This window comes from Spirosoma spitsbergense DSM 19989, assembly GCF_000374085.1.
GTDB classification, from domain to species: Bacteria; Bacteroidota; Bacteroidia; order Cytophagales; family Spirosomataceae; genus Spirosoma; species Spirosoma spitsbergense.
On sequence record NZ_KB893567.1, the window covers coordinates 28,674 to 46,708 of the forward strand.

Annotated in this window: 18 protein-coding genes; 11 read left to right on the top strand and 7 right to left on the bottom strand. The window is 49.4% G+C overall.

Going from position 1 to position 18,035, the window contains the following annotated elements:
• Nucleotides 1–101: 101 nt before the first annotated feature.
• Nucleotides 102–2,093 carry a glycoside hydrolase family 97 protein gene (locus B157_RS0122530; protein ID WP_020605575.1) on the bottom strand — a complete coding sequence of 664 codons (1,992 nt, stop codon included), beginning with the start codon at nucleotides 2,091–2,093 and terminating at the stop codon, nucleotides 102–104.
• 245 nt (nucleotides 2,094–2,338) lie between these two features.
• Between B157_RS0122530 and B157_RS0122535 the strand changes: the two genes are divergently transcribed.
• The gene (locus B157_RS0122535; protein WP_020605576.1) at nucleotides 2,339–3,694 is read left to right on the top strand and encodes an amidohydrolase; all 1,356 of its coding nucleotides are present in this window, start codon (nucleotides 2,339–2,341) and stop codon (nucleotides 3,692–3,694) included.
• A gap of 47 nt (nucleotides 3,695–3,741) precedes the next feature.
• On the opposite strand, the gene B157_RS0122540 is transcribed toward B157_RS0122535, so the two are convergent.
• The 3 genes from B157_RS0122540 to B157_RS0122550 form a co-directional block, all read right to left on the bottom strand.
• Complete coding sequence (locus B157_RS0122540) at nucleotides 3,742–4,539, bottom strand: SDR family oxidoreductase (protein ID WP_020605577.1); 798 nt, start codon at nucleotides 4,537–4,539, stop codon at nucleotides 3,742–3,744.
• A 15-nt stretch (nucleotides 4,540–4,554) separates the two neighbouring features.
• Nucleotides 4,555–5,454 carry an LD-carboxypeptidase gene (locus B157_RS0122545; protein WP_020605578.1) on the bottom strand — a complete coding sequence of 300 codons (900 nt, stop codon included), beginning with the start codon at nucleotides 5,452–5,454 and terminating at the stop codon, nucleotides 4,555–4,557.
• A gap of 140 nt (nucleotides 5,455–5,594) precedes the next feature.
• Complete coding sequence (locus B157_RS0122550; protein ID WP_020605579.1) at nucleotides 5,595–6,581, bottom strand: ion channel; 987 nt, start codon at nucleotides 6,579–6,581, stop codon at nucleotides 5,595–5,597.
• A gap of 114 nt (nucleotides 6,582–6,695) precedes the next feature.
• On the opposite strand from B157_RS0122550, the gene B157_RS0122555 reads away from it, so the two are divergent.
• The 4 genes from B157_RS0122555 (at nucleotide 6,696) to B157_RS0122575 (ending at nucleotide 11,206) form a co-directional block, all read left to right on the top strand.
• Entirely contained in the window at nucleotides 6,696–8,294 is a 1,599-nt protein-coding gene (locus B157_RS0122555; protein WP_020605580.1) for a Na+/H+ antiporter, read from the top strand.
• Between the two features lie 183 nt (nucleotides 8,295–8,477).
• The gene (locus B157_RS0122560) at nucleotides 8,478–9,434 is read left to right on the top strand and encodes a glycosyltransferase family 2 protein (RefSeq protein WP_020605581.1); all 957 of its coding nucleotides are present in this window, start codon (nucleotides 8,478–8,480) and stop codon (nucleotides 9,432–9,434) included.
• On the top strand, nucleotides 9,428–10,231 hold the full coding sequence (locus B157_RS0122565; RefSeq protein ID WP_020605582.1) for a polysaccharide deacetylase family protein: 804 nt from the start codon (nucleotides 9,428–9,430) through the stop codon (nucleotides 10,229–10,231). Before B157_RS0122560 ends, B157_RS0122565 begins: the two co-directional genes overlap by 7 nt.
• Before the next feature lie 270 nt (nucleotides 10,232–10,501).
• On the top strand, nucleotides 10,502–11,206 hold the full coding sequence (locus B157_RS0122575; RefSeq protein WP_020605584.1) for a class I SAM-dependent methyltransferase: 705 nt from the start codon (nucleotides 10,502–10,504) through the stop codon (nucleotides 11,204–11,206).
• 18 nt (nucleotides 11,207–11,224) lie between these two features.
• Here B157_RS0122575 and B157_RS0122580 read toward each other — a convergent pair whose 3' ends face one another.
• Nucleotides 11,225–11,551, bottom strand: a complete 327-nt coding sequence (locus B157_RS0122580) for a DciA family protein (RefSeq protein WP_020605585.1) — start codon at nucleotides 11,549–11,551, stop codon at nucleotides 11,225–11,227.
• Nucleotides 11,552–11,833: 282 nt separating this feature from the next.
• On the opposite strand from B157_RS0122580, the gene rpmH reads away from it, so the two are divergent.
• From rpmH to B157_RS0122610, 6 genes are all read left to right on the top strand, one after another.
• The gene (gene rpmH / locus B157_RS0122585; protein ID WP_018622936.1) at nucleotides 11,834–12,001 is read left to right on the top strand and encodes a 50S ribosomal protein L34; all 168 of its coding nucleotides are present in this window, start codon (nucleotides 11,834–11,836) and stop codon (nucleotides 11,999–12,001) included.
• Nucleotides 12,002–12,083: 82 nt separating this feature from the next.
• Nucleotides 12,084–12,470: a ribonuclease P protein component gene (locus B157_RS0122590; RefSeq protein ID WP_020605586.1), complete on the top strand. Its 387-nt coding sequence runs from the start codon at nucleotides 12,084–12,086 to the stop codon at nucleotides 12,468–12,470.
• Nucleotides 12,471–12,536: 66 nt separating this feature from the next.
• Nucleotides 12,537–14,210: a S41 family peptidase gene (locus B157_RS0122595; RefSeq protein ID WP_020605587.1), complete on the top strand. Its 1,674-nt coding sequence runs from the start codon at nucleotides 12,537–12,539 to the stop codon at nucleotides 14,208–14,210.
• A 74-nt stretch (nucleotides 14,211–14,284) separates the two neighbouring features.
• Nucleotides 14,285–14,971 carry a tRNA (adenosine(37)-N6)-threonylcarbamoyltransferase complex dimerization subunit type 1 TsaB gene (gene tsaB / locus B157_RS0122600; RefSeq protein ID WP_026308900.1) on the top strand — a complete coding sequence of 229 codons (687 nt, stop codon included), beginning with the start codon at nucleotides 14,285–14,287 and terminating at the stop codon, nucleotides 14,969–14,971.
• A gap of 126 nt (nucleotides 14,972–15,097) precedes the next feature.
• Entirely contained in the window at nucleotides 15,098–15,880 is a 783-nt protein-coding gene (locus B157_RS0122605) for a type III pantothenate kinase (RefSeq protein WP_020605589.1), read from the top strand.
• Nucleotides 15,881–16,245: 365 nt separating this feature from the next.
• Nucleotides 16,246–16,926, top strand: a complete 681-nt coding sequence (locus B157_RS0122610) for a hypothetical protein (protein WP_020605590.1) — start codon at nucleotides 16,246–16,248, stop codon at nucleotides 16,924–16,926.
• Nucleotides 16,927–16,939: 13 nt separating this feature from the next.
• Here the strand turns inward: B157_RS0122610 and B157_RS0122615 are convergent, their stop codons facing one another.
• The gene (locus B157_RS0122615) at nucleotides 16,940–17,134 is read right to left on the bottom strand and encodes a type II toxin-antitoxin system antitoxin (protein WP_020605591.1); all 195 of its coding nucleotides are present in this window, start codon (nucleotides 17,132–17,134) and stop codon (nucleotides 16,940–16,942) included.
• 51 nt (nucleotides 17,135–17,185) lie between these two features.
• Nucleotides 17,186–17,992, bottom strand: a complete 807-nt coding sequence (locus B157_RS0122620; RefSeq protein WP_020605592.1) for an SPFH domain-containing protein — start codon at nucleotides 17,990–17,992, stop codon at nucleotides 17,186–17,188.
• Nucleotides 17,993–18,035: the final 43 nt, after the last annotated feature.

The following is an 18,035-nucleotide window of genomic DNA, read 5'->3' on the forward strand; positions in this document are numbered from 1 at the left end:
ACTATGAAACAACCGCACGTTAGACGTTGAGCCTGTTTACGCTTTTTATCTTGCAGCATGAGCTGACAAAAACGCTTCCCGAGTCTATCCGATACGTTTGTTCAGTTCTGCTTCCGCAGCCGGATAACCTGTCCGCCACCAGCAGCCAGTTTGAGCATAACCGCATCCGTTTTGCGGACGGTGCGCGTCTGCTGGGTTAGATGGTTCGGGTTCTGAGCTACGTCGGGGGCATCTGCGTAGACTTCGGCCGTATAAACGCCATCCGATAAAAAGTCCATTTTTACCGGAATTTCACGGGCTTTTGAGTTAGTAATGCTCCCTACAAACCAGTCGTCGCCCTTGCGCCGGGCAAGGGTGATGTGTTGTCCGACTTCAGCCGCCAGCACCCGCACTTCGTCCCAGGTGGTGGGTATCTGCGTCAGCAAGTCGAAACCCGGTTGGCCTTTGTAGGCATCGGGGTAGTCGGCTACCATGCCGAGGTAACTTTCCAGCACTACATACATCGCTAACTGATGGCATCGGGTGCCAAACATCATAGGACGGATATAATGTACCTTAAACTGACTGGCTGGTACGGCCCGGAAGCCGCCGAGGTGTAAATCGGTGGCACCCGCCAGCATCCGGGTGAAGGGAAAGTTGATGTCGTGGTCGGGGGTGACGAGCGAGTCCCACTTGTTCACCTCGTAGTTGAGGGTGCCTTCCCGGGTGAATTCGTTGGGGTAGGTGCGATGCATACCCGTGGGTTTATACGCCCCGTGAAACTGAATGTGAATCTTGTGTTCGGCCGCCTTCTGGAGCATCCGCTCCTGGATGTTGACCATTTCCTGGTCGTCGCGGTCCATAAAATCGACCATCATGCCTTTGATACCCCAGCGTTCATACTGGGCAAGTATCGAGTCGATGCGGGGGTAGAGTGCCGACCAGTATACCCAAACCCGAATACCCACGTCCCTACTTTTAGCGTAGTCGCACACTTTCTGCATATCCAGGCCCGGAATGGCCTGGGCCGCGTTGGCATTTGGTCCGGGCACATAGTTAGTGCCATCGCTCACGTACCATTCGTGCCCTCCGTATTCTACCACCGAATGGTAATCGATGTGGTTATCGGCGCAGAAGTCGATATAGTACTTCTGGGTCTCGAAATTATTTCCCGGGGCAAAAACCGTATCGGGTACGATGGTGCCGTTCCACCACGGGAAAGTCGTTTTGCCGGGCTTGATCCAAGATACATCCGGGATTTTGCAGGGCGGACTGAGACTCGTCAGGATATTGGATTCGATGAGCGTGCCCACCCGGTCGCCGATGAGCATTACCCGCCAGGGCGTTTGATGGGGCAGAACGGCTTTTACTTTGGTCATTCCATCAACCGGTCCTGATTGGTTTGGCAGGGGCGAAAGCTGGCTGGTCAGGAGGCCGTTCTTTTTAATCAAATACATACCAGCGTAATCGGTCAGCGCTGCTTCGGTGATGGCCATGCAGGTTTTGTCTGGATATTCAAACAGAGCTGGCATGTCCATGAGCGTATCATTTCGGATACTATCCAGCGGAATAGTGGTGTACAGTCCCTCGTGCGAGGTCAGGAAGTTGAGCCGGAAAAGAACGTGAGCCGTTGGGTTCCACGCCAGTTGAAAGGTCGATTTCTCGTCGGTCAATACGTAGTCTGACCAGTTGGTTTGTTTGGGGAATTCATATCGAAAGGCCACACCGTCGTCGAATACCCGCACGACCAGATTAATCAGCCGTTTGCTGCCCGACTTTTCGCTCAATGGGAAAATAGCTTCCCGACAATGGTTACGGGCCGTTTTTACTTTTCCCACCACTAAGTCGTACGTTTCGTCAATCTCCCGGAAAATGGGTTTTCCCTGTTTCAGATTTGCGCCGAACGGTCCGCTTTCCTGAAACGTCAGGTTTAGTTCTGACTGGTCAACCAGTATCTTTTTGTCGAAAAGAACCCGGTAGGTGGGCGATGTTTTAGTCAGGTTAAACACGAAAACAATCCGGCCGTTGGGCGATTCGACCTGTATATCTTTGGCTGACAAAGGCGGGGAAATCAGCAGGAAAAGCAACCAGAGTAAACGGTCGGAGAACTTCATGAAAAGGGGATTTGTAAGCTAACGTTTCTTGTAAAGACAGCGCACCAATGTACAAAGGTAACGGACTTTTACAGCAGGAAGAAAATGGCTTTCATTTGGTTTGATGCTAAAAACGGAGAATATAAAGTGGCAACTAGCCTATATTCATAGATGTATTATCGGTTCTCATCGGAAAATACGTATCAACTGCCCGACTTATTCGTAACTTTAGCACTGGTTTAATCAGTATAGAAAATTATATTTTGATGAAAAAACAGATTTTACTCGCTTCGTCACTGGCTCTTAGCGGCCTACTTTCTCAGGCTGCATTGGGACAGGCAAATACCCTGAACGCCCGCATGGATAAAACGGCCGAGAGCCTTGAAAAAAAGGTGATAACCTGGCGCAGAGAGATTCACCAGCATCCGGAGTTGGGTAACCGGGAGTTTCAGACCGCAGCCAAGATTGCCGCTCACTTGCAGTCGCTGGGGATGGAAGTGAAAACAGGCGTGGGCAAAACGGGCGTCGTTGGTTTGCTCAAAGGTGGTAAAGAAGGGCCAGTGGTAGCACTACGGGCCGATATGGATGGCCTGCCCGTGACCGAGCGCAATGATTTGGCTTTCAAATCAGACGTAAGAACCGAGTATAATGGGCAACAAACGGGCGTTATGCACGCCTGTGGCCATGATTCGCACGTGGCCATGCTGATGGGTGTAGCCGAAGTATTGAGCTCCGTAAAAAGTGATCTGCGCGGCACCGTGAAGTTTATCTTCCAGCCTGCCGAAGAAGGTGCCCCCGAAGGGGAAGAAGGCGGTGCCGAATTGATGGTAAAAGAGGGGGTACTGGACAACCCGAAAGTAGACGCCATTTTTGGTCTGCACATCAATTCGCAAACCGAAGTAGGAACCATCAAATACCGGTCTGGTGCCACGATGGCCGCCGTTGACCAGTATTCCATAAAAATCAAAGGCCGTCAGGCACACGGGGCTGCTCCCTGGTCGAGCGTTGACCCGATTGTTACGTCGGCTCAGGTGGTAATGGGTCTGCAAACCATCGTTAGCCGGAACGTAATCCTGACTGATAATGCGGCCGTGGTAACGGTGGGTGCCCTGCACAGCGGCATTCGCCAGAATATCATTCCCGAAGAAGCAAACATGATTGGCACCATCCGCACGTTCAGTCCCGAAGCCCAGAAACTGGTTCACCGGCGTATCAATGAGATTGCCACCAATATCGCCGAGAGTGCGGGGGCCAAAGCTGATGTTAAAATTGATATCATGTATCCCGTTACGTACAATGACCCAAAACTAACCGAGCAGATGCTGCCATCGTTGCAGACGGTAGCAGGTAAAAGCAATATCATTATCACGCCCGCTCAGACGGGTGCTGAAGATTTCTCGTTCTTTCAGCAGAAAGTACCGGGCTTCTTTTTCTTCCTAGGTGGCATGCCCAAAGGGAAGAAAGCAGAAGATGTCGGTTCGCACCATACGCCCGATTTTCAGATTGATGAAGGCGGTTTTGTACTGGGCATGAAATCACTTTGCCACCTGACCACCGACTATATGGAATTTGCCAATAAGGGCATTGCCGTTAAACAACTAACGGTTTCGACCGGAAACTAGACTGCATTATCCGGTTTCAGGCAATATGTCTGAAATCGGATATTCTGTCAAATCTCCTTTCGTCTGCGGACAATGCGCGACAGTAAGCCGGGCATGAATCGTTTGAGGTAAATGCCATAGATTTCGGAACCCCCAATGTAAACTTCTTCTTTTTCTTTCTCTATTGCCCGCACGAGTCGCTTTGCGAAGACATCGGCGGGCATTCCTTTTTCCTGATTGTCATCCATTTTGCCATATGTCTGACCACTGGCTGTCAGTGCATTGACCGAAATGGCGGTTTTGACATAGCCTGGGCAAACCAGCGTTACCTGGATGCCTTCCTTATACACTTCGGCCCTCAGGGCATCGAAAAAACCGTGCAGGGCGTGTTTGCTGGCGCAGTAGCCCGAGCGCTGTTTGGTGGCTAACTTACCCGCCACACTGCTCGTAACCACAAAATAGCCATTACCCTGGGCCAGCATGACAGGCAGAACGGCTTTCGTTAGGGCAACAACACCAAAGAAATTGACAGCCATAATCTGTCGGTAAACCGACAAGTCGGTATCGACAACGGTGCTTCGCTGGCTGATACCCGCGTTATGGAACAGATAATCAATGCGGCCGAATCGCTGCTTTACAGTATCCACATGGGCCGAAAAACCATCTGTCTCCGTCATGTCCATGGGAAGAATCAACAACTGCGAAACCGGTAAGCCGGTTTGGGTAGCCACCCGTTGCAGTTCCGTTTCACGTCGGGCTGACAAGACCAGCCGGACCCGCTTCGATTTGGCTAATTCGAGGGCCAGTGCTTCTCCAATACCAGACGAGGCACCGGTAATCCAGATAACGGAATCGTTCAAATCCATACGGTACAGGAAGAGCTAGAAGTTGATACGGGCGGTTTCTGGCTGTACCACCAACTCAACCGATTTTCCGATGGGCAGTGCCAGATTGACCTCGACGTGACCCGCCGGGAAATCGAATAGGATAGGGTACGAATAATCAGCTACCGTATCGGCAATAATCTCAAACGAATCTTTGTTAAACGGCAGCGAACTGCTGGTGCGCATGTCGGTAAATTGCCCGACAACCAAACCGGCCAGATCCCGCAGATGCCCGGCACGCCGGAGTTGAGTCATCATCCGGTCGAGGGAAAAGAGCGTTTCGTCTATGTCTTCGATGAACAGAATTTTTCCGCCAAAATCCAGATCGGTTGGGGTTCCTACTGAGTTGACCAGCAGGGTCAGGTTGCCGCCCACTAATTGCCCTTCGGCCCGGCCCGGCCGGTTGAAGGGATGAACGGCCACTGCATAATGCGTGGGTAATTCACCGAATAACCATTGCCGGACAGACTCCAGGGAAGCAGCCCGGTCGGGATCGCCAAACTGCCGGGGCATCAGGCCGTGCAGACTGACAATATCGTTTTTTTGCAGCAGGCTCAATAGCACCGTTACATCACTGAAGCCTACCAGCCACTTCGGACTGGCCCGAATGCCGGTCAAATCAAGTCCGTCAACAAGTCGGTAACAGCCATAACCTCCCCGTGCTGCCAGGACCGCCCGCACATCGGGATTGTCGAAAAGTCGCTGGATGTCGGCCCGGCGCAGGTCATCGGAACCGGCAAAAGGGCCGTCGACAGCGTGCAGGCTATCACCTTCAATGACATTCAGGTGCCAGTCTTCGCGCAGAATACGAAGCCCTTCGGCAAGTTCTTCGAACGGGAACCAACTGGCGGGGGCTACTACGCCAACGGTATCGCCGGGGCGTAGGAAGGGGGGCATAATCACGAGGCAATTTTTGGTATAAGGTTTATGTACACGGACTACGTAGAAAGAAGCGTAAATCGCAAAAATACGCTTTCGTCTTTTCTCTTGCGTCCTGCGGTCTTCTGTCGTTCAGGATCGCCTTTTTAGTTTGTTCCTTAATTCAGTTCAGCCTCTTCAGTTTCGTCGAGTTTATTCAGGTCGAGCTCGGTTTGTTGTTCACGGTCAAACATGGGTCTGAACTTATGACCCCAGCGTATCTCGCTGTAGCGATACGAAAAACGCGTATGTACCATTTGTACAAACGTGTCGTCCAGTGCCTGTAGGGAAATTAATATCTCCGCATCAGACTGTTCGAGTTCTTCGGGAGTGCAGCCATAGAGCGGGCTTTTGTCCGTAATGGGATGTACCAGCGTCCAGTTTGCCGGGAAGAAAGCAACTTTATTACGTTCCAGATTCAGGCCGTAGTATTTTCGGGTGAGCGTACCGTCTGGCTTGGGTTCCAGCCGGGAGAGGGTTGTGGTTACCTCAATGTTTATCAGTTGATTGGCGCGGGTGTTAATGATGCGAAACATCCAGGCATTAACGTCCAGATAGGGGGCGAAGACCGCATTCTTTGAGAAACGGATGTGTGCTACCGGTCGCGAAAATCGGCCGTACAATAGTCCGGTGGCCAGTGCAAAGGCCAGTAAGCCAATCATGGATTCAAAAGCGGCAATGCAACTGGTCAGAAAACTACCGGGCGAAATATGGCCGTAGCCAACCGTGGTGAGCGTTTGGGCACTGAAAAAGAAGCACTTCCAGAAAGGACCGTTCAGAACTTTATCATCAATACCCGTCAGCGAACGGGCGTCGGCCAGCATGTAAATACCCGCGAACAACGTGTTGGTAATGATATAAGCGCTCAGGAGCCAGGCAAAAAACGGACTCCAGCGCATCGTAATCAGCCGATTGTAGATATTTAGCCGATCCCAAAGGGAACCGTTAACCCGAACCAGGTTGAAACTGCCATCCTGATTAACCAGCCGCGACTGGGCGTTGGTGAGCGTGGTGCCGAAACCGAGGTCGTTGCGCTGTTTTTCCTGCTCAACTAACTGACTATTCTTGGGAGCATGATTGAACAGACGAGGCTTTTTAGTATTCATAGCAGGATGCTTAACAATTAATTAGGTGTCAATGATAGGTCAGATTACAAAGTTATATCAAATTTGTCGGGCTGTTTGGTCGGTAACCCGATTCGCCCTCCATTCCGTTTCCTGATGAATCCAACCGAAATTGTAACGGGCTTACTGGGCGTAACGACACTACTGGCGGCAGTGGCCCGGCAAACCCGCATATCATACCCAATCCTGCTGGTGATTGTTGGGTTGTTTATCGGCTGGATACCCGGTCTGCCCCCCGTTGTGCTTTCTCCGGACACCGTTTTTCTGATTTTTTTACCGCCTTTACTGTACGCTGCAGCCTGGCAAATAGATAACAGGGAACTGAAATTATACAGTCGACCGGTTTCTTTGCTGGCGGTTGGTCTGGTTTTATTCACGGCTACGGTCGTGGCGCTGATTGCTCATGCGTTCATCCCCGGATTTTCGCTGGCCCAGGGTTACCTGCTGGGTGCTATTGTCGCGCCACCCGATGCGGTAGCGGCCTCGTCGGTTACGCGGGGACTCAACGTACCTAAACGGATCATGACGGTTCTGGAAGGTGAAAGCTTAATCAACGATGCCAGTAGCCTGATTATTTACCGCTATGGGCTGGCGGCCATTCTGACCAGTCAGTTTGTTTTGTGGGAAGCAGGTCTGCAGTTTATTGGGATTGCGCTGGTGAGCGTCAGTATCGGACTGGCCATTGGCTGGCTTATGCTTTGGGTACACCGGGCCATCGGCAAAGATACCGTTACCAGCACCGCCGTTACCCTGCTTACACCCTACGGCTCTTATTTGATAGCCGAAAATTTTCACCTTTCAGGTGTGCTGGCCGTTGTCACAACCGGCCTTTTCCTGTCGGTTCGTATTTCGGAGCTTTTTACAGACCAAATTCGGCTGCAGACAAATGCCGTTTGGGAGGTTGTTATTTTTCTGTTCAATGGGTTAGTTTTTATCCTGATTGGCCTGCAATTGCCCATGATTGTTGCTAATTTGAATGGCTATACCCTGCCTCAGGCAGTTGGATATGCGTTGATGGTCAGTGCCGTGGCCATCATTTGTCGACTGGTTTGGGTATTTCCGGGGGCTTATTTGCCCCGTTGGTTTAGTGCAGACATCCGAAAAAGGGAACCGAAACCGAGTTGGCAACAGGTAACTATACTCGGCTGGGCTGGTATGCGGGGCATTGTATCTCTGGCTGGAGCACTGGCCCTACCCAATACCCTACTCAATGGTCAGCCGTTTCCGGCCCGTGACCTGATATTATTTATTACGTTCATCGTTATTCTGGTTACGCTGGTTTTGCAGGGACTGACGTTACCTGTACTGATTGAACTACTCGATGTGCGGGAGCAGATTGACGAAAAACAGGAGGAACGGAAGTTGCGCCGAAAAATGGCTCAACAGGTAATCACGCACCTGGAAGCCAACCATTCGGCGGGGTCGGTTCAGGACGATGTGCTGAGCTACGTAAAAAACACGTACGAATTACGGATCAATGAATTGAACGGAATGCTACGGGCATCCAGCAATAGCCATCAACCCGCTGAACTCTACAAACAGGCAATACAGCTTCAGTTAGAATTGATTAGCGTTGAGCGAATGGTGCTGAATGAGGAACGCAGGAGTAGCTTACTGGATGGTGAAAGACTCCGAAAAATGGAACAGGAACTGGATCTCGAATCGGCCCGTCTTTCATTGGTTCATGTCGAGTAAAACCTTATCTATATTATTATTGCCATATCTTACCTTTTTCTTAGTACTAGCCGGGAGTCGTAAGCGATATGCAAAAGCAATATTATTGGATAATTTCTAGGTGGCTAATAAGTAAATATACTTATATTTATCCCCAATTAAAGGATTTTTCACTTATTAGCTCCGCTATTACCGTAACGGCACATGAATGTTCATTCGGGTATGATTAGTTTGGTAATACCAGCATTTAACGAAGAGGAAAACCTGCCCACCCTTGTCCACCGGCTTATGGTCGTAATGGATCAATATGACTCGTATGAAATCTTGATTGTTGATGATGGCAGCTCTGATGAGACACGTTTTGTTCTTCGGCAATTGAGTCATCAATATCCAGTTATTCGTTATTTGTCATTTTCCCGGAACTTTGGTCATCAGATGGCCTTGCGGGCTGGTTACGATAATGCCCGTGGGGAAGCGGTTATCTGCCTGGATGCTGATTTGCAGCATCCTCCCGAATTAATTCCGGCATTGATTGACAAGTGGCATGAAGGGTACGAGGTGGTGTACACCGTTCGGCAACCCGACCCTACCTTATCCCTCTATAAGCGCACTACGTCCAGATACTTTTACAAACTACTTCGCACAGTATCAAATCTCAATATTGAAGATGGGGCGGCTGATTTTCGGTTGCTGGACCGTAAAGTGGTAAACACACTTAAGGAGTTCAAAGAAAATGATCTATTCCTGCGGGGGGCCATCTCCTGGATCGGATATCGGCAGTGCCGGATACTGTACGAACCAGCCGCCCGATACGCAGGCCGGTCTAAATACTCGTTTCGTAAAATGCTCAAACTGGCCGCAATGGGTATTACTTCGTTCTCTACCAGGCCCCTCTACCTGTCAGTGCTGCTCGGTTTCGGGATGTCTTTGTTTGCCCTTCTTTTTGGTGCGGAAGCCCTGTTTGAGTATTTCTTCACCAACGCTACGGTATCGGGCTGGACAACACTGGTTGTACTCTCCGTGCTGATTGGCGGTGTTCAGTTTATTATGATTGGTATCATTGGTGTTTATTTAGGGAAAACATTTGTTGAGGTAAAAGGCCGACCGGCCTACATCATCAGCGATACCAGCGAGATCGAAGAGTCTGTAACGATATGGTAAGTTCCAGCACAAGAAGAAGGAGTATTTTATTCACCGTTGATGTAGAAGAGTTCGATACGGCCCTTGAATTTGGGCATGCTATTTCTTTAGACGAACAAGTGGCGGTTTCAACCAGGGGGCTGTCATTACTGGCCGAACGCTTCGATGCGCTTGATACCCCGGTTACGCTGTTTACAACGGCCAACTACGCGCTGCATGAACCCGAACTGATACGGGCGTTGGCGCAGAAACATGAAATTGCGTCGCATGGCTACTTTCATACCACGTTCGAGCCCGCTGATCTGCTCAAATCCCGGCTGACCCTGGAAGCGTTGCTGAACCGACCGGTAACGGGATTCCGTCGGGCACGCATGGGCTTTGTCGATCCCAATGATATACAACAGGCAGGCTATGCCTACAATTCGTCCCTTCATCCAACCTGGCTTCCGGGTCGTTACAACCATTGGGGTGAGCCCCGGCATCCGTTTCGGGAGCTGGATGTCTGGCAAATTCCGGCTTCGGTAACGCCTACCCTGCGGCTACCTTTGTTCTGGCTGAGTCTAAAAAACTTTCCGTTTTCCTATTACAAGTTACTCTGCCGCCAAACGCTGGAAGCCGCCGGTTTTCTGAATCTTTACGTCCATCCCTGGGAGTTTACGGATTTATCGGCCTATGAGAAAATTCCTGCCTACGTACGACGGCATTCCCGGAATGTATTACTCGACCGGGTCGAGCACCTGTTGCGTTATCTAAAGCCGATGGGGGATTTTGACACGATGGGTACTTTTGTACAGCAACTCAAAACAAACACGCCCTAATTTTCTTTTGCGTTACTTTGCCCAATGGTTTCCTTCTTTAAAAAGCCACTTTTCAGCGATTTCCTCTTTATACCTATTCTTCCCGAGCGATACTCTCCCAGTTTGCCCGCGCGGGTATTGAGTAAAGTCCTGCGTACCCGAAGCATTGCTGTGGGTACTAACCTGGTCGAAGATTACCTGCCTCATGCATAGATTGTCCTCTGAAGTACCTTTTAACGGAAGTAGGAAAATCGGCTTAATAATACACAAATCAAAAACCCAACTATAGGTATGGCCAAACAAACCTGGCTGGATTTCTGGCAGAAAGAAAATGAGTTCGATGACTCTATGTCAATGAACTATGCTTATTTTCTGGCGAGGGTCGAAAAATACATTCCGTTGTCGAAGACCCAGAAAGTACTGGATATAGGATCAGGACCCGGTAACCTGGAAGATGCCTGGTTCGACCGGGTTGTCGAAATACACGGACTGGATATTTCTACGCGCTATAATAAAATAGCGCGTAGCAAACATGCTGCGCACCCGGGCATCTATTTCCATGATTTACCAGCCGATGACTACCTGAATTTTGGCGTAGTCGCCAACCAACAGTTCGACGTGATAATCGTGATGAGTGTTGTGCAGTACTATAAGAGTGCGGCCGATGTAGAAACGTTGATCAGGGCAATTAAACAGGTAGCGGCTCCCGGTGCCAAAGCCCTCATCTGCGATTTGATGGTGGGCGGCAGTGTCATCAGTGATATTCTGAGCATCATGGGGCGTTCGCTCAGGCAGGGCCAGCTGCTATCAATGCTTAGGTTGCTGGTTCGGTTGCGCTTCTCTCCTTACTATACCGTTCGTAAAGAAAATGGCTTCCTTGTTCTCTCCCGACAGGAGTGGCTGGACATTACCCGGCGGGTGGGCGTGGCGGCTCATTTTGTGGATGAACCACTTACATTGCAGCAGGAGCGAATGAACTTACTAATTCAGTTCTAACTGCTTCAACAGGATAATTCAAATAAATACTACGTCGTCGATCACCTCCGTGCCCATGTCCTTATTGACCAGCTGGACAAGTTTCTGTTTGGCATTAACGAGTTCATTACGGAGCGGAGCCGATGCAATATCGATGTATAACTTACGGTCACGAACGTAAAGCCGGTTGGTACGGGAAGCAATAGCAGGCCCCATCATACGCCCCCAAAAAGCTTCGAGATACGTTTCGTTGAATCGGGTCTGGAGCTGGTAGGTTTTTAGTAGTTGCCCGATAGCGTCTTTCAGGGTTGTGGTTCCGGCAACACGGGTGGCATTGTCGCGGTTATATCGGTAGGGCTGGTTCATAGGGGTGGCTGATTGTCACTGCGCAAAAGTAAACAATGATTGAATTCAATGAATGATCACTGACTGGGGAATGTTGAAAAAAAGTGTTAACGGGTTCAAAAATCGGGCCACGTTTCAGGTAAATGCCTGATTTTTAAGTGGATATTAATTTGTCTGGTAAATTAATTCAGCCAGTGTGTGCATTTGTCTTGATTTTATAAAATCGCAACTTGGTAAACTGGTATCATTCCCTTATCTTTGCGGACTCATTTGGAAAAATACAGGTTTTAGGCAACATAGATCATGAAAAGAACGTACCAACCATCGAATCGGAAGCGGAAAAACAAGCACGGTTTCCGCGAGCGGATGGCTACTGCCAACGGCCGTCAGGTGTTGGCACGCCGTCGTGCCAAAGGACGCCATAAACTGACCGTCTCGGACGAGAAGAAAGGCGAACGCTTTAAAGTTTAATCAGGAAGTCAGTTAGCCCGTCGGTCAGTCATCCGGTATCAGTTACTGATTGATTCATCGACTACCCAACTGACCAACCGTTATGCCGCAAACCTTCACTAAATCGGAACGGCTTTGCAGCAAAAAAATTCTTGGCGATTTATTTAAGAAGGGTAGTGCGTCTGTCGGGACGTTCTACCTTTTTCCGTTTCGGGTTCTCTACCTGCCTCAACCCGAAAGCAACGGCTCATTGCCTGCTATTGTCATTACGGTACCAAAACGACTCTTCAAACGGGCTGTCGACCGGAATCTCATCCGTCGGCGGGTGCGGGAAGCGTACCGGCTCCACAAAGACCAGTTTGCTATAAATGCAGCCGGGCCTGCGTCTATCGCCTTTCTTTATACGGCCAAACAGATAATTTCGTTTGAAGAGATAGAAAAAGGTATGAAATTAGCAATAGCAAAGTGTGCAATGAAGAATATGCCGTGAAGCATGCCTTTTTCCGGCGCTTCATTCTTCACTGCACATGCCTCACTCTTCATTCTGAATCCGCCTATGCGCTTCTCTAAACGCTTTACCCTTCTGGCCTCATCAGCAATCATAGCGGGTGGTATCGGCTTCTTTTCGTTTAAAAACGACGACCGTTTTTTTGAAATTGCGCGTAACCTCGACATCTACGCAACCTTGTTCAAGGAGTTGAACCTGTATTATGTCGATGAGGTAAACCCGAACCGGATGGTTAAAACCAGCATCGATGCCATGCTGAAGGCCCTCGATCCGTACACGAATTTTTTTGCGGAAGACGAAATTGAGGACTATATGACCATGACTACTGGTCGGTACAACGGCATAGGAGCACTCATTGGTCACCGCCAGGATAAGAATATCGTGCTGATGGTATATGAGGGTACACCCGCCGAAAAATCAGGGCTGCGCATTGGTGATGAGGTTGTCAAGATTGATGGAGTCGATATAACCCGCAAAGATCGTGACGGCGGACCGTTGGACCCCGGTAAGCTGCTGAAAGGACAGAATAATACCGCCGTAAAACTAACGGTGATGCGATACGGCCAGAAAGCACCCGTCGAGCTTAGTGTTGTCCGCGATGTGGTGAAGATGACGAACGTTCCTTACTACGGTATGATTTCGGAGGATGTCGGCTACATTGACCTCAAAGATTTCACGGCAACGGCTTCCCGGGAGGTCCGTTCGGCTTTTCAGGAGTTGAAAACGAAGGGAATGAAAAAACTCATTCTCGACGTTCGGGAGAATCCGGGCGGATTGTTGAATATGGCCATCGACATTTCCAATATTTTTATCCCGAAAGATTCTGAAGTTGTTACCACGAAAGGGAAAGTAACGGAATGGAATAAGACGTACACCGCCATGAACCCGCCCATGGACCTGGAAATGCCCATGATTGTGCTGGCTAACAGCCATAGCGCATCAGCCGCCGAAATTGTGTCGGGCGTTATTCAGGATTACGACCGGGGGGTGCTGGTTGGGCAGCGGACGTACGGCAAAGGGCTGGTGCAAACCACCCGCGAATTGTCATTCAACACCAAACTGAAAATAACTACCGCCAAATACTACATTCCCAGCGGGCGGTGTATTCAGGCTATTGACTACAGCCACCGTAACCCCGATGGCAGCGTGGGTAAAATTCCGGATTCGCTTAAAACGGCTTTTAAAACAAAAGCGGGCCGGACCGTGTATGACGGTGGTGGCGTATTACCCGACGTGATTGTAGAATCCCTGCCTCCCGCACCAGTAGCGCTTAGTTTGACCAATAAAGGGTTGATTTTCGATTACGCCGTAAAATACCACTACGATCACCCGACCATTAAGCCTGCCCGCGAGTTTCGCCTGACTGATGCGGAGTACGCAGAGTTTGCCAAGTGGCTGAGCAATAAAGAATACGACTACACAACGCAGGTAGAGAAAGACCTGGGTACACTGGAAGCGTCGGCCAAGAAAGAAAAATATTTCGATCAGATTCAGGACCAGCTCAAGTCGCTCAAGACCAAAATGTCGCACAGTAAAGATGCTGATCTGAATACGTTCAAAACCGAACTCAAAACCCTGCTGGAACAGGAAATTGCCGGGCATTATTACCTGCAGCGCGGTATCAAAGAAGCTTCCTTTGCTACCGATCCTGAAATGAAAGCCGCCCTCGATCTGTTCAAGGATATGGGTCGGTATAATACCATTCTGAAGGGGTCAAAATAATGATGAAGTATGAATGAGACTTGATGAATGACCGCTACTGAGCTCTCCTTCATCAAGTCTCATTCATCATTAAAATGCTTATTCTCTCCATAGACACCTCTACTGCCTGTTGTTCCGTTGCGCTACATCAGGATGGCCTTTTGCTAGGCTGTTATGAACTCTTTACAGAGCGCACCTCGGCGGCTATGCTCACAACACTCATTCGGGATGTTGTTACCCATGCGGGTTCCGAGCTCACACAACTCGATGCCATTGCTGTAGCCAAAGGGCCGGGATCGTACACGGGCCTGCGTATTGCTGTCTCGACCGCCAAGGGGCTGTGTTTTGCCCTGGATAAGCCACTGCTGGCCGTCAATACACTACAGGCAATGGCGGCCCAGCTACAGGCTTTCTTTTCGGATGAGTACCTCCTTTGCCCCATGATCGATGCCCGCCGAATGGAAGTGTATTGTGCTCTTTATCAGCCTGACGGCCGGGAAGTTCAGCCCACGTCGGCCCAGATTATCGACGAAAACTCATTCAGTAACTGGCTGGAACGGGGGCCGGTGGTTTTCTTCGGCGATGGGGCCGCTAAATGCCAGGTCTTGCTGGGCAGGCACCAGAACGCGTTGTTTCCCGGTAAGAACGTAGTTCCTTCGGCCCGCACTATCGGGCAGTTGGCGACATTGGCCTTTAACGAAGGGCAGTTTGAGAATCTGGCTACGTTTGAACCCTTCTATCTGAAAGATTTTATGACCACGCAACCCAGGAAGCTGGTTTGAACGTGTCATAAAAATGGCAGCCGTAATTGTTATATCTGTCAAAAGTCTCGCTGAGTAAGCGTAATTATACGGGAATCTGCGGTTTTTCTCCTTACTTCGCCCCGGCAACCGTCTATTCTTGCTACTGTGCAGATAATCGTTGATATTGGTAATACAGACGCCGTTTTTGGGCTTTACAACCAAAACACCTGGCAACACATCTGGCGCACTCCCGCCCGAAAAGATGAACACGCTGAGTCGTATGAAGGAAAACTGAGGCTCTGGCTACTGGAAGCCAATATTTCGTTAAGTGACGTTAATACAACGGTTCTTAGCAGCGTTGTTCCTGATCTTACGCCTACTATGCGGGCGATGCTGAACGAACTATTTGGCTTCGAATCCATTGTTGTTGGTCCGGGTGTTTACCCGTTGCTACCCATCGAAGTACTGCGTCCGCACGAGATTGGGGCCGATCTGGTTGCCAATGCTCTGGCTGCCCATACGCGCTACAAACAAACCTGCGTGGTGGTGGATTTTGGTACCGCCCTCACGTTTACAACCGTTTCTGCCGAGGGTAAAATTCTGGGTATTGCCATTGCACCGGGCCTTAAAACAGCTATTCGTTCGCTGTTTGCCAACACAGCCCAACTACCCGAAGTACCCATTGAGGTTCCTGCGTCGGCCCTTGGCACGAGTACAACGCATGCCATTCAGGCCGGGGTAATTCTGGGTTATGAAGGGTTGGTCCGCTCGCTGGTTAACCGGATTCAGTCTGAATTGGGCGGTGACTGCATTGCTGTGGCTACAGGTGGCTTATCGGGTCGGATTCCAGCCCTGCGGAATATATTTGTCGATATTGTTCCATCGCTAACACTGGAAGGCGTTCGCCTGATTGGCGAATTCGTTACGAGCCAGCTAAATACCCCCTAATCAGTTAATGCCTTATTTTCTATCGAAAAATGCCGGGTAGCCAGTAGATTATACAGGCCACTCAGTATTTGTGTTGTATTATTTCAAGTTTCCCCGATTGGTTCAAATAATTTTATGACCGTTTAATAAATAGTTAGAGGAAGTCCTATTTAATCTATCCGTTAAAAAATAGACAATTTCTGTTCTTTTCCAGCGCTTGTTCAATTTGTTCTACCTATAATCAAAATTCGATAAATAGGACTCTGAATTCGCTGAAAACAAGCTGATTATGCAGTTTGTAAATTGATGTATTAGTGCTGTTAAGCTATTGGTTTTTATGAACCCGGTATGCCTAAAGTTCTGTTTCTCACTTTACATCAATTGGTATGAAACTTCGTTTTATAGTTATTTTTTCGAGCTTAATTGTCTTTTTTTACGTTTCTCCCGTTTTAGCCGCTTTACCCAAACATAACTGGCAGTCGGGGCAGATAACAGGCTGGGATAAAACAATTTTGACTGGAGACCTGTGTTACAACTGGTTAATGGAAACCGTATTATTTCGCCAGACGGATGGACGAATACGGTCTTTCTCCGCTAATCAGGTTAGCCAGTTTGGCTGGTTCGATTTTTCAACTAACACGTATCGGGACTTTCGGGTACTAAGTCATCAAGATTCCGATAACCGGTCAAGCCCGGGATTTTTTGAGGTCTGTATGGATGGTCCGCTAACGGTGGTCAGGCAGCTTAAACCATTACGCGGCTTGCAGAAGCACCTGTTTAGCCATCCTGCTTATTTTACGGATGAGCCAGTTCTATCACAAAACATCGATTTCTTCGACTACTTCGTGTATGACGCTGGGCGTTTGCGGGCAATAGACCAGTTTTATACCGATGTGTATGAACCGCTGATGACCGCTTATAAGACGCAACTGGACCTCTATACTCAGGTACATAATATAAACGACCGGACACTATTAGGACGTTTGGTGTTAATTGACCGGTATAACACGATGGTTCAGCAGGATGCCAGGACAGCTTCTGCTAAAGGCCTTGTTCCTTCGCCCTGATTCTTATTTTTCGTTATACCATGTCTGGGCTTTCAGGAGACTCATAGTTGGAAGCCTGTCCGCGTTTTTTTCGTTTTCGAAGGGCGTCGTTGAGCAAAAATTCAATTTGCCCATTCACACTCCGAAATTCCTCCTGCGCCCAGCGTTCCAGTTCTTTCAGCGTTTCGGGTTGGATACGCAAGGCAAATGCCTTTTTTTCAACAGCCATATTTTTGTAAGGAGTGAGGAGTGAGGAGCGAATCGCTCCCCACTCCCAATACTAATTATACAAGGTGCCGGCATTGACTACGGGGCTAACGGATTTTTCTCCGCATAATACAACCAGCAGATTGCTGACCATGGCGGCTTTTCGTTCCTCATCCAGTTGCACCACGTCTTTCTCGGCCAGTCGGGCCAGGGCCATCTCTACCATGCCAACGGCCCCCTCCACAATCTGCTTTCGGGCCGAAACAACCGCCGTTGCCTGCTGACGCTGTAGCATGGCTCCCGCAATTTCGGGCGCATACGCCAGGTGACTGATGCGGGCCTCCATAACCCGAACCCCCGCCTGCCCAAGGCGTTCGTCCAGTTCCTGTTCCAGAAACTTATTAATCTGGCCCGTATTATCCCGTAGTGTTACGGCTTCATGTTCATCTTCCATGTTGTCGTAGGAATGGGAGCTGGTCAGAAAACGCACGGCTGCCTCGGACTGGATTTGCACAAAATTTACGTAGTTATCCACATCAAACAACGCTTTGGCCGTATCGGTTACCTGCCAAACCACCACAGCTGCAATCTCGATGGGGTTACCCATTTTGTCGTTCACTTTAATAGTTTGCCCATTCAGGTTACGGGCACGCAAACTAATTCTGGCTTTGCTATAAAGTGGATTTACCCAGCGTAGGCCACCCTGCTTCATGGTGCCAACGTAGTCCCCAAAAAGCGTACACACTATGGCTTCATTTGGATTGATAACAGTTATGCCGATAAACAGCACAATCGATATCAACAGAAGTAAGACGGCTAACACTATCCCAAATCGGGCAGCAGCCACCCCACCGGCTAGTAACAGGCATATGACAGCCATAGACAAAACGCCATAGCCAGATATTGAAGTAAGCGGTTTTTCT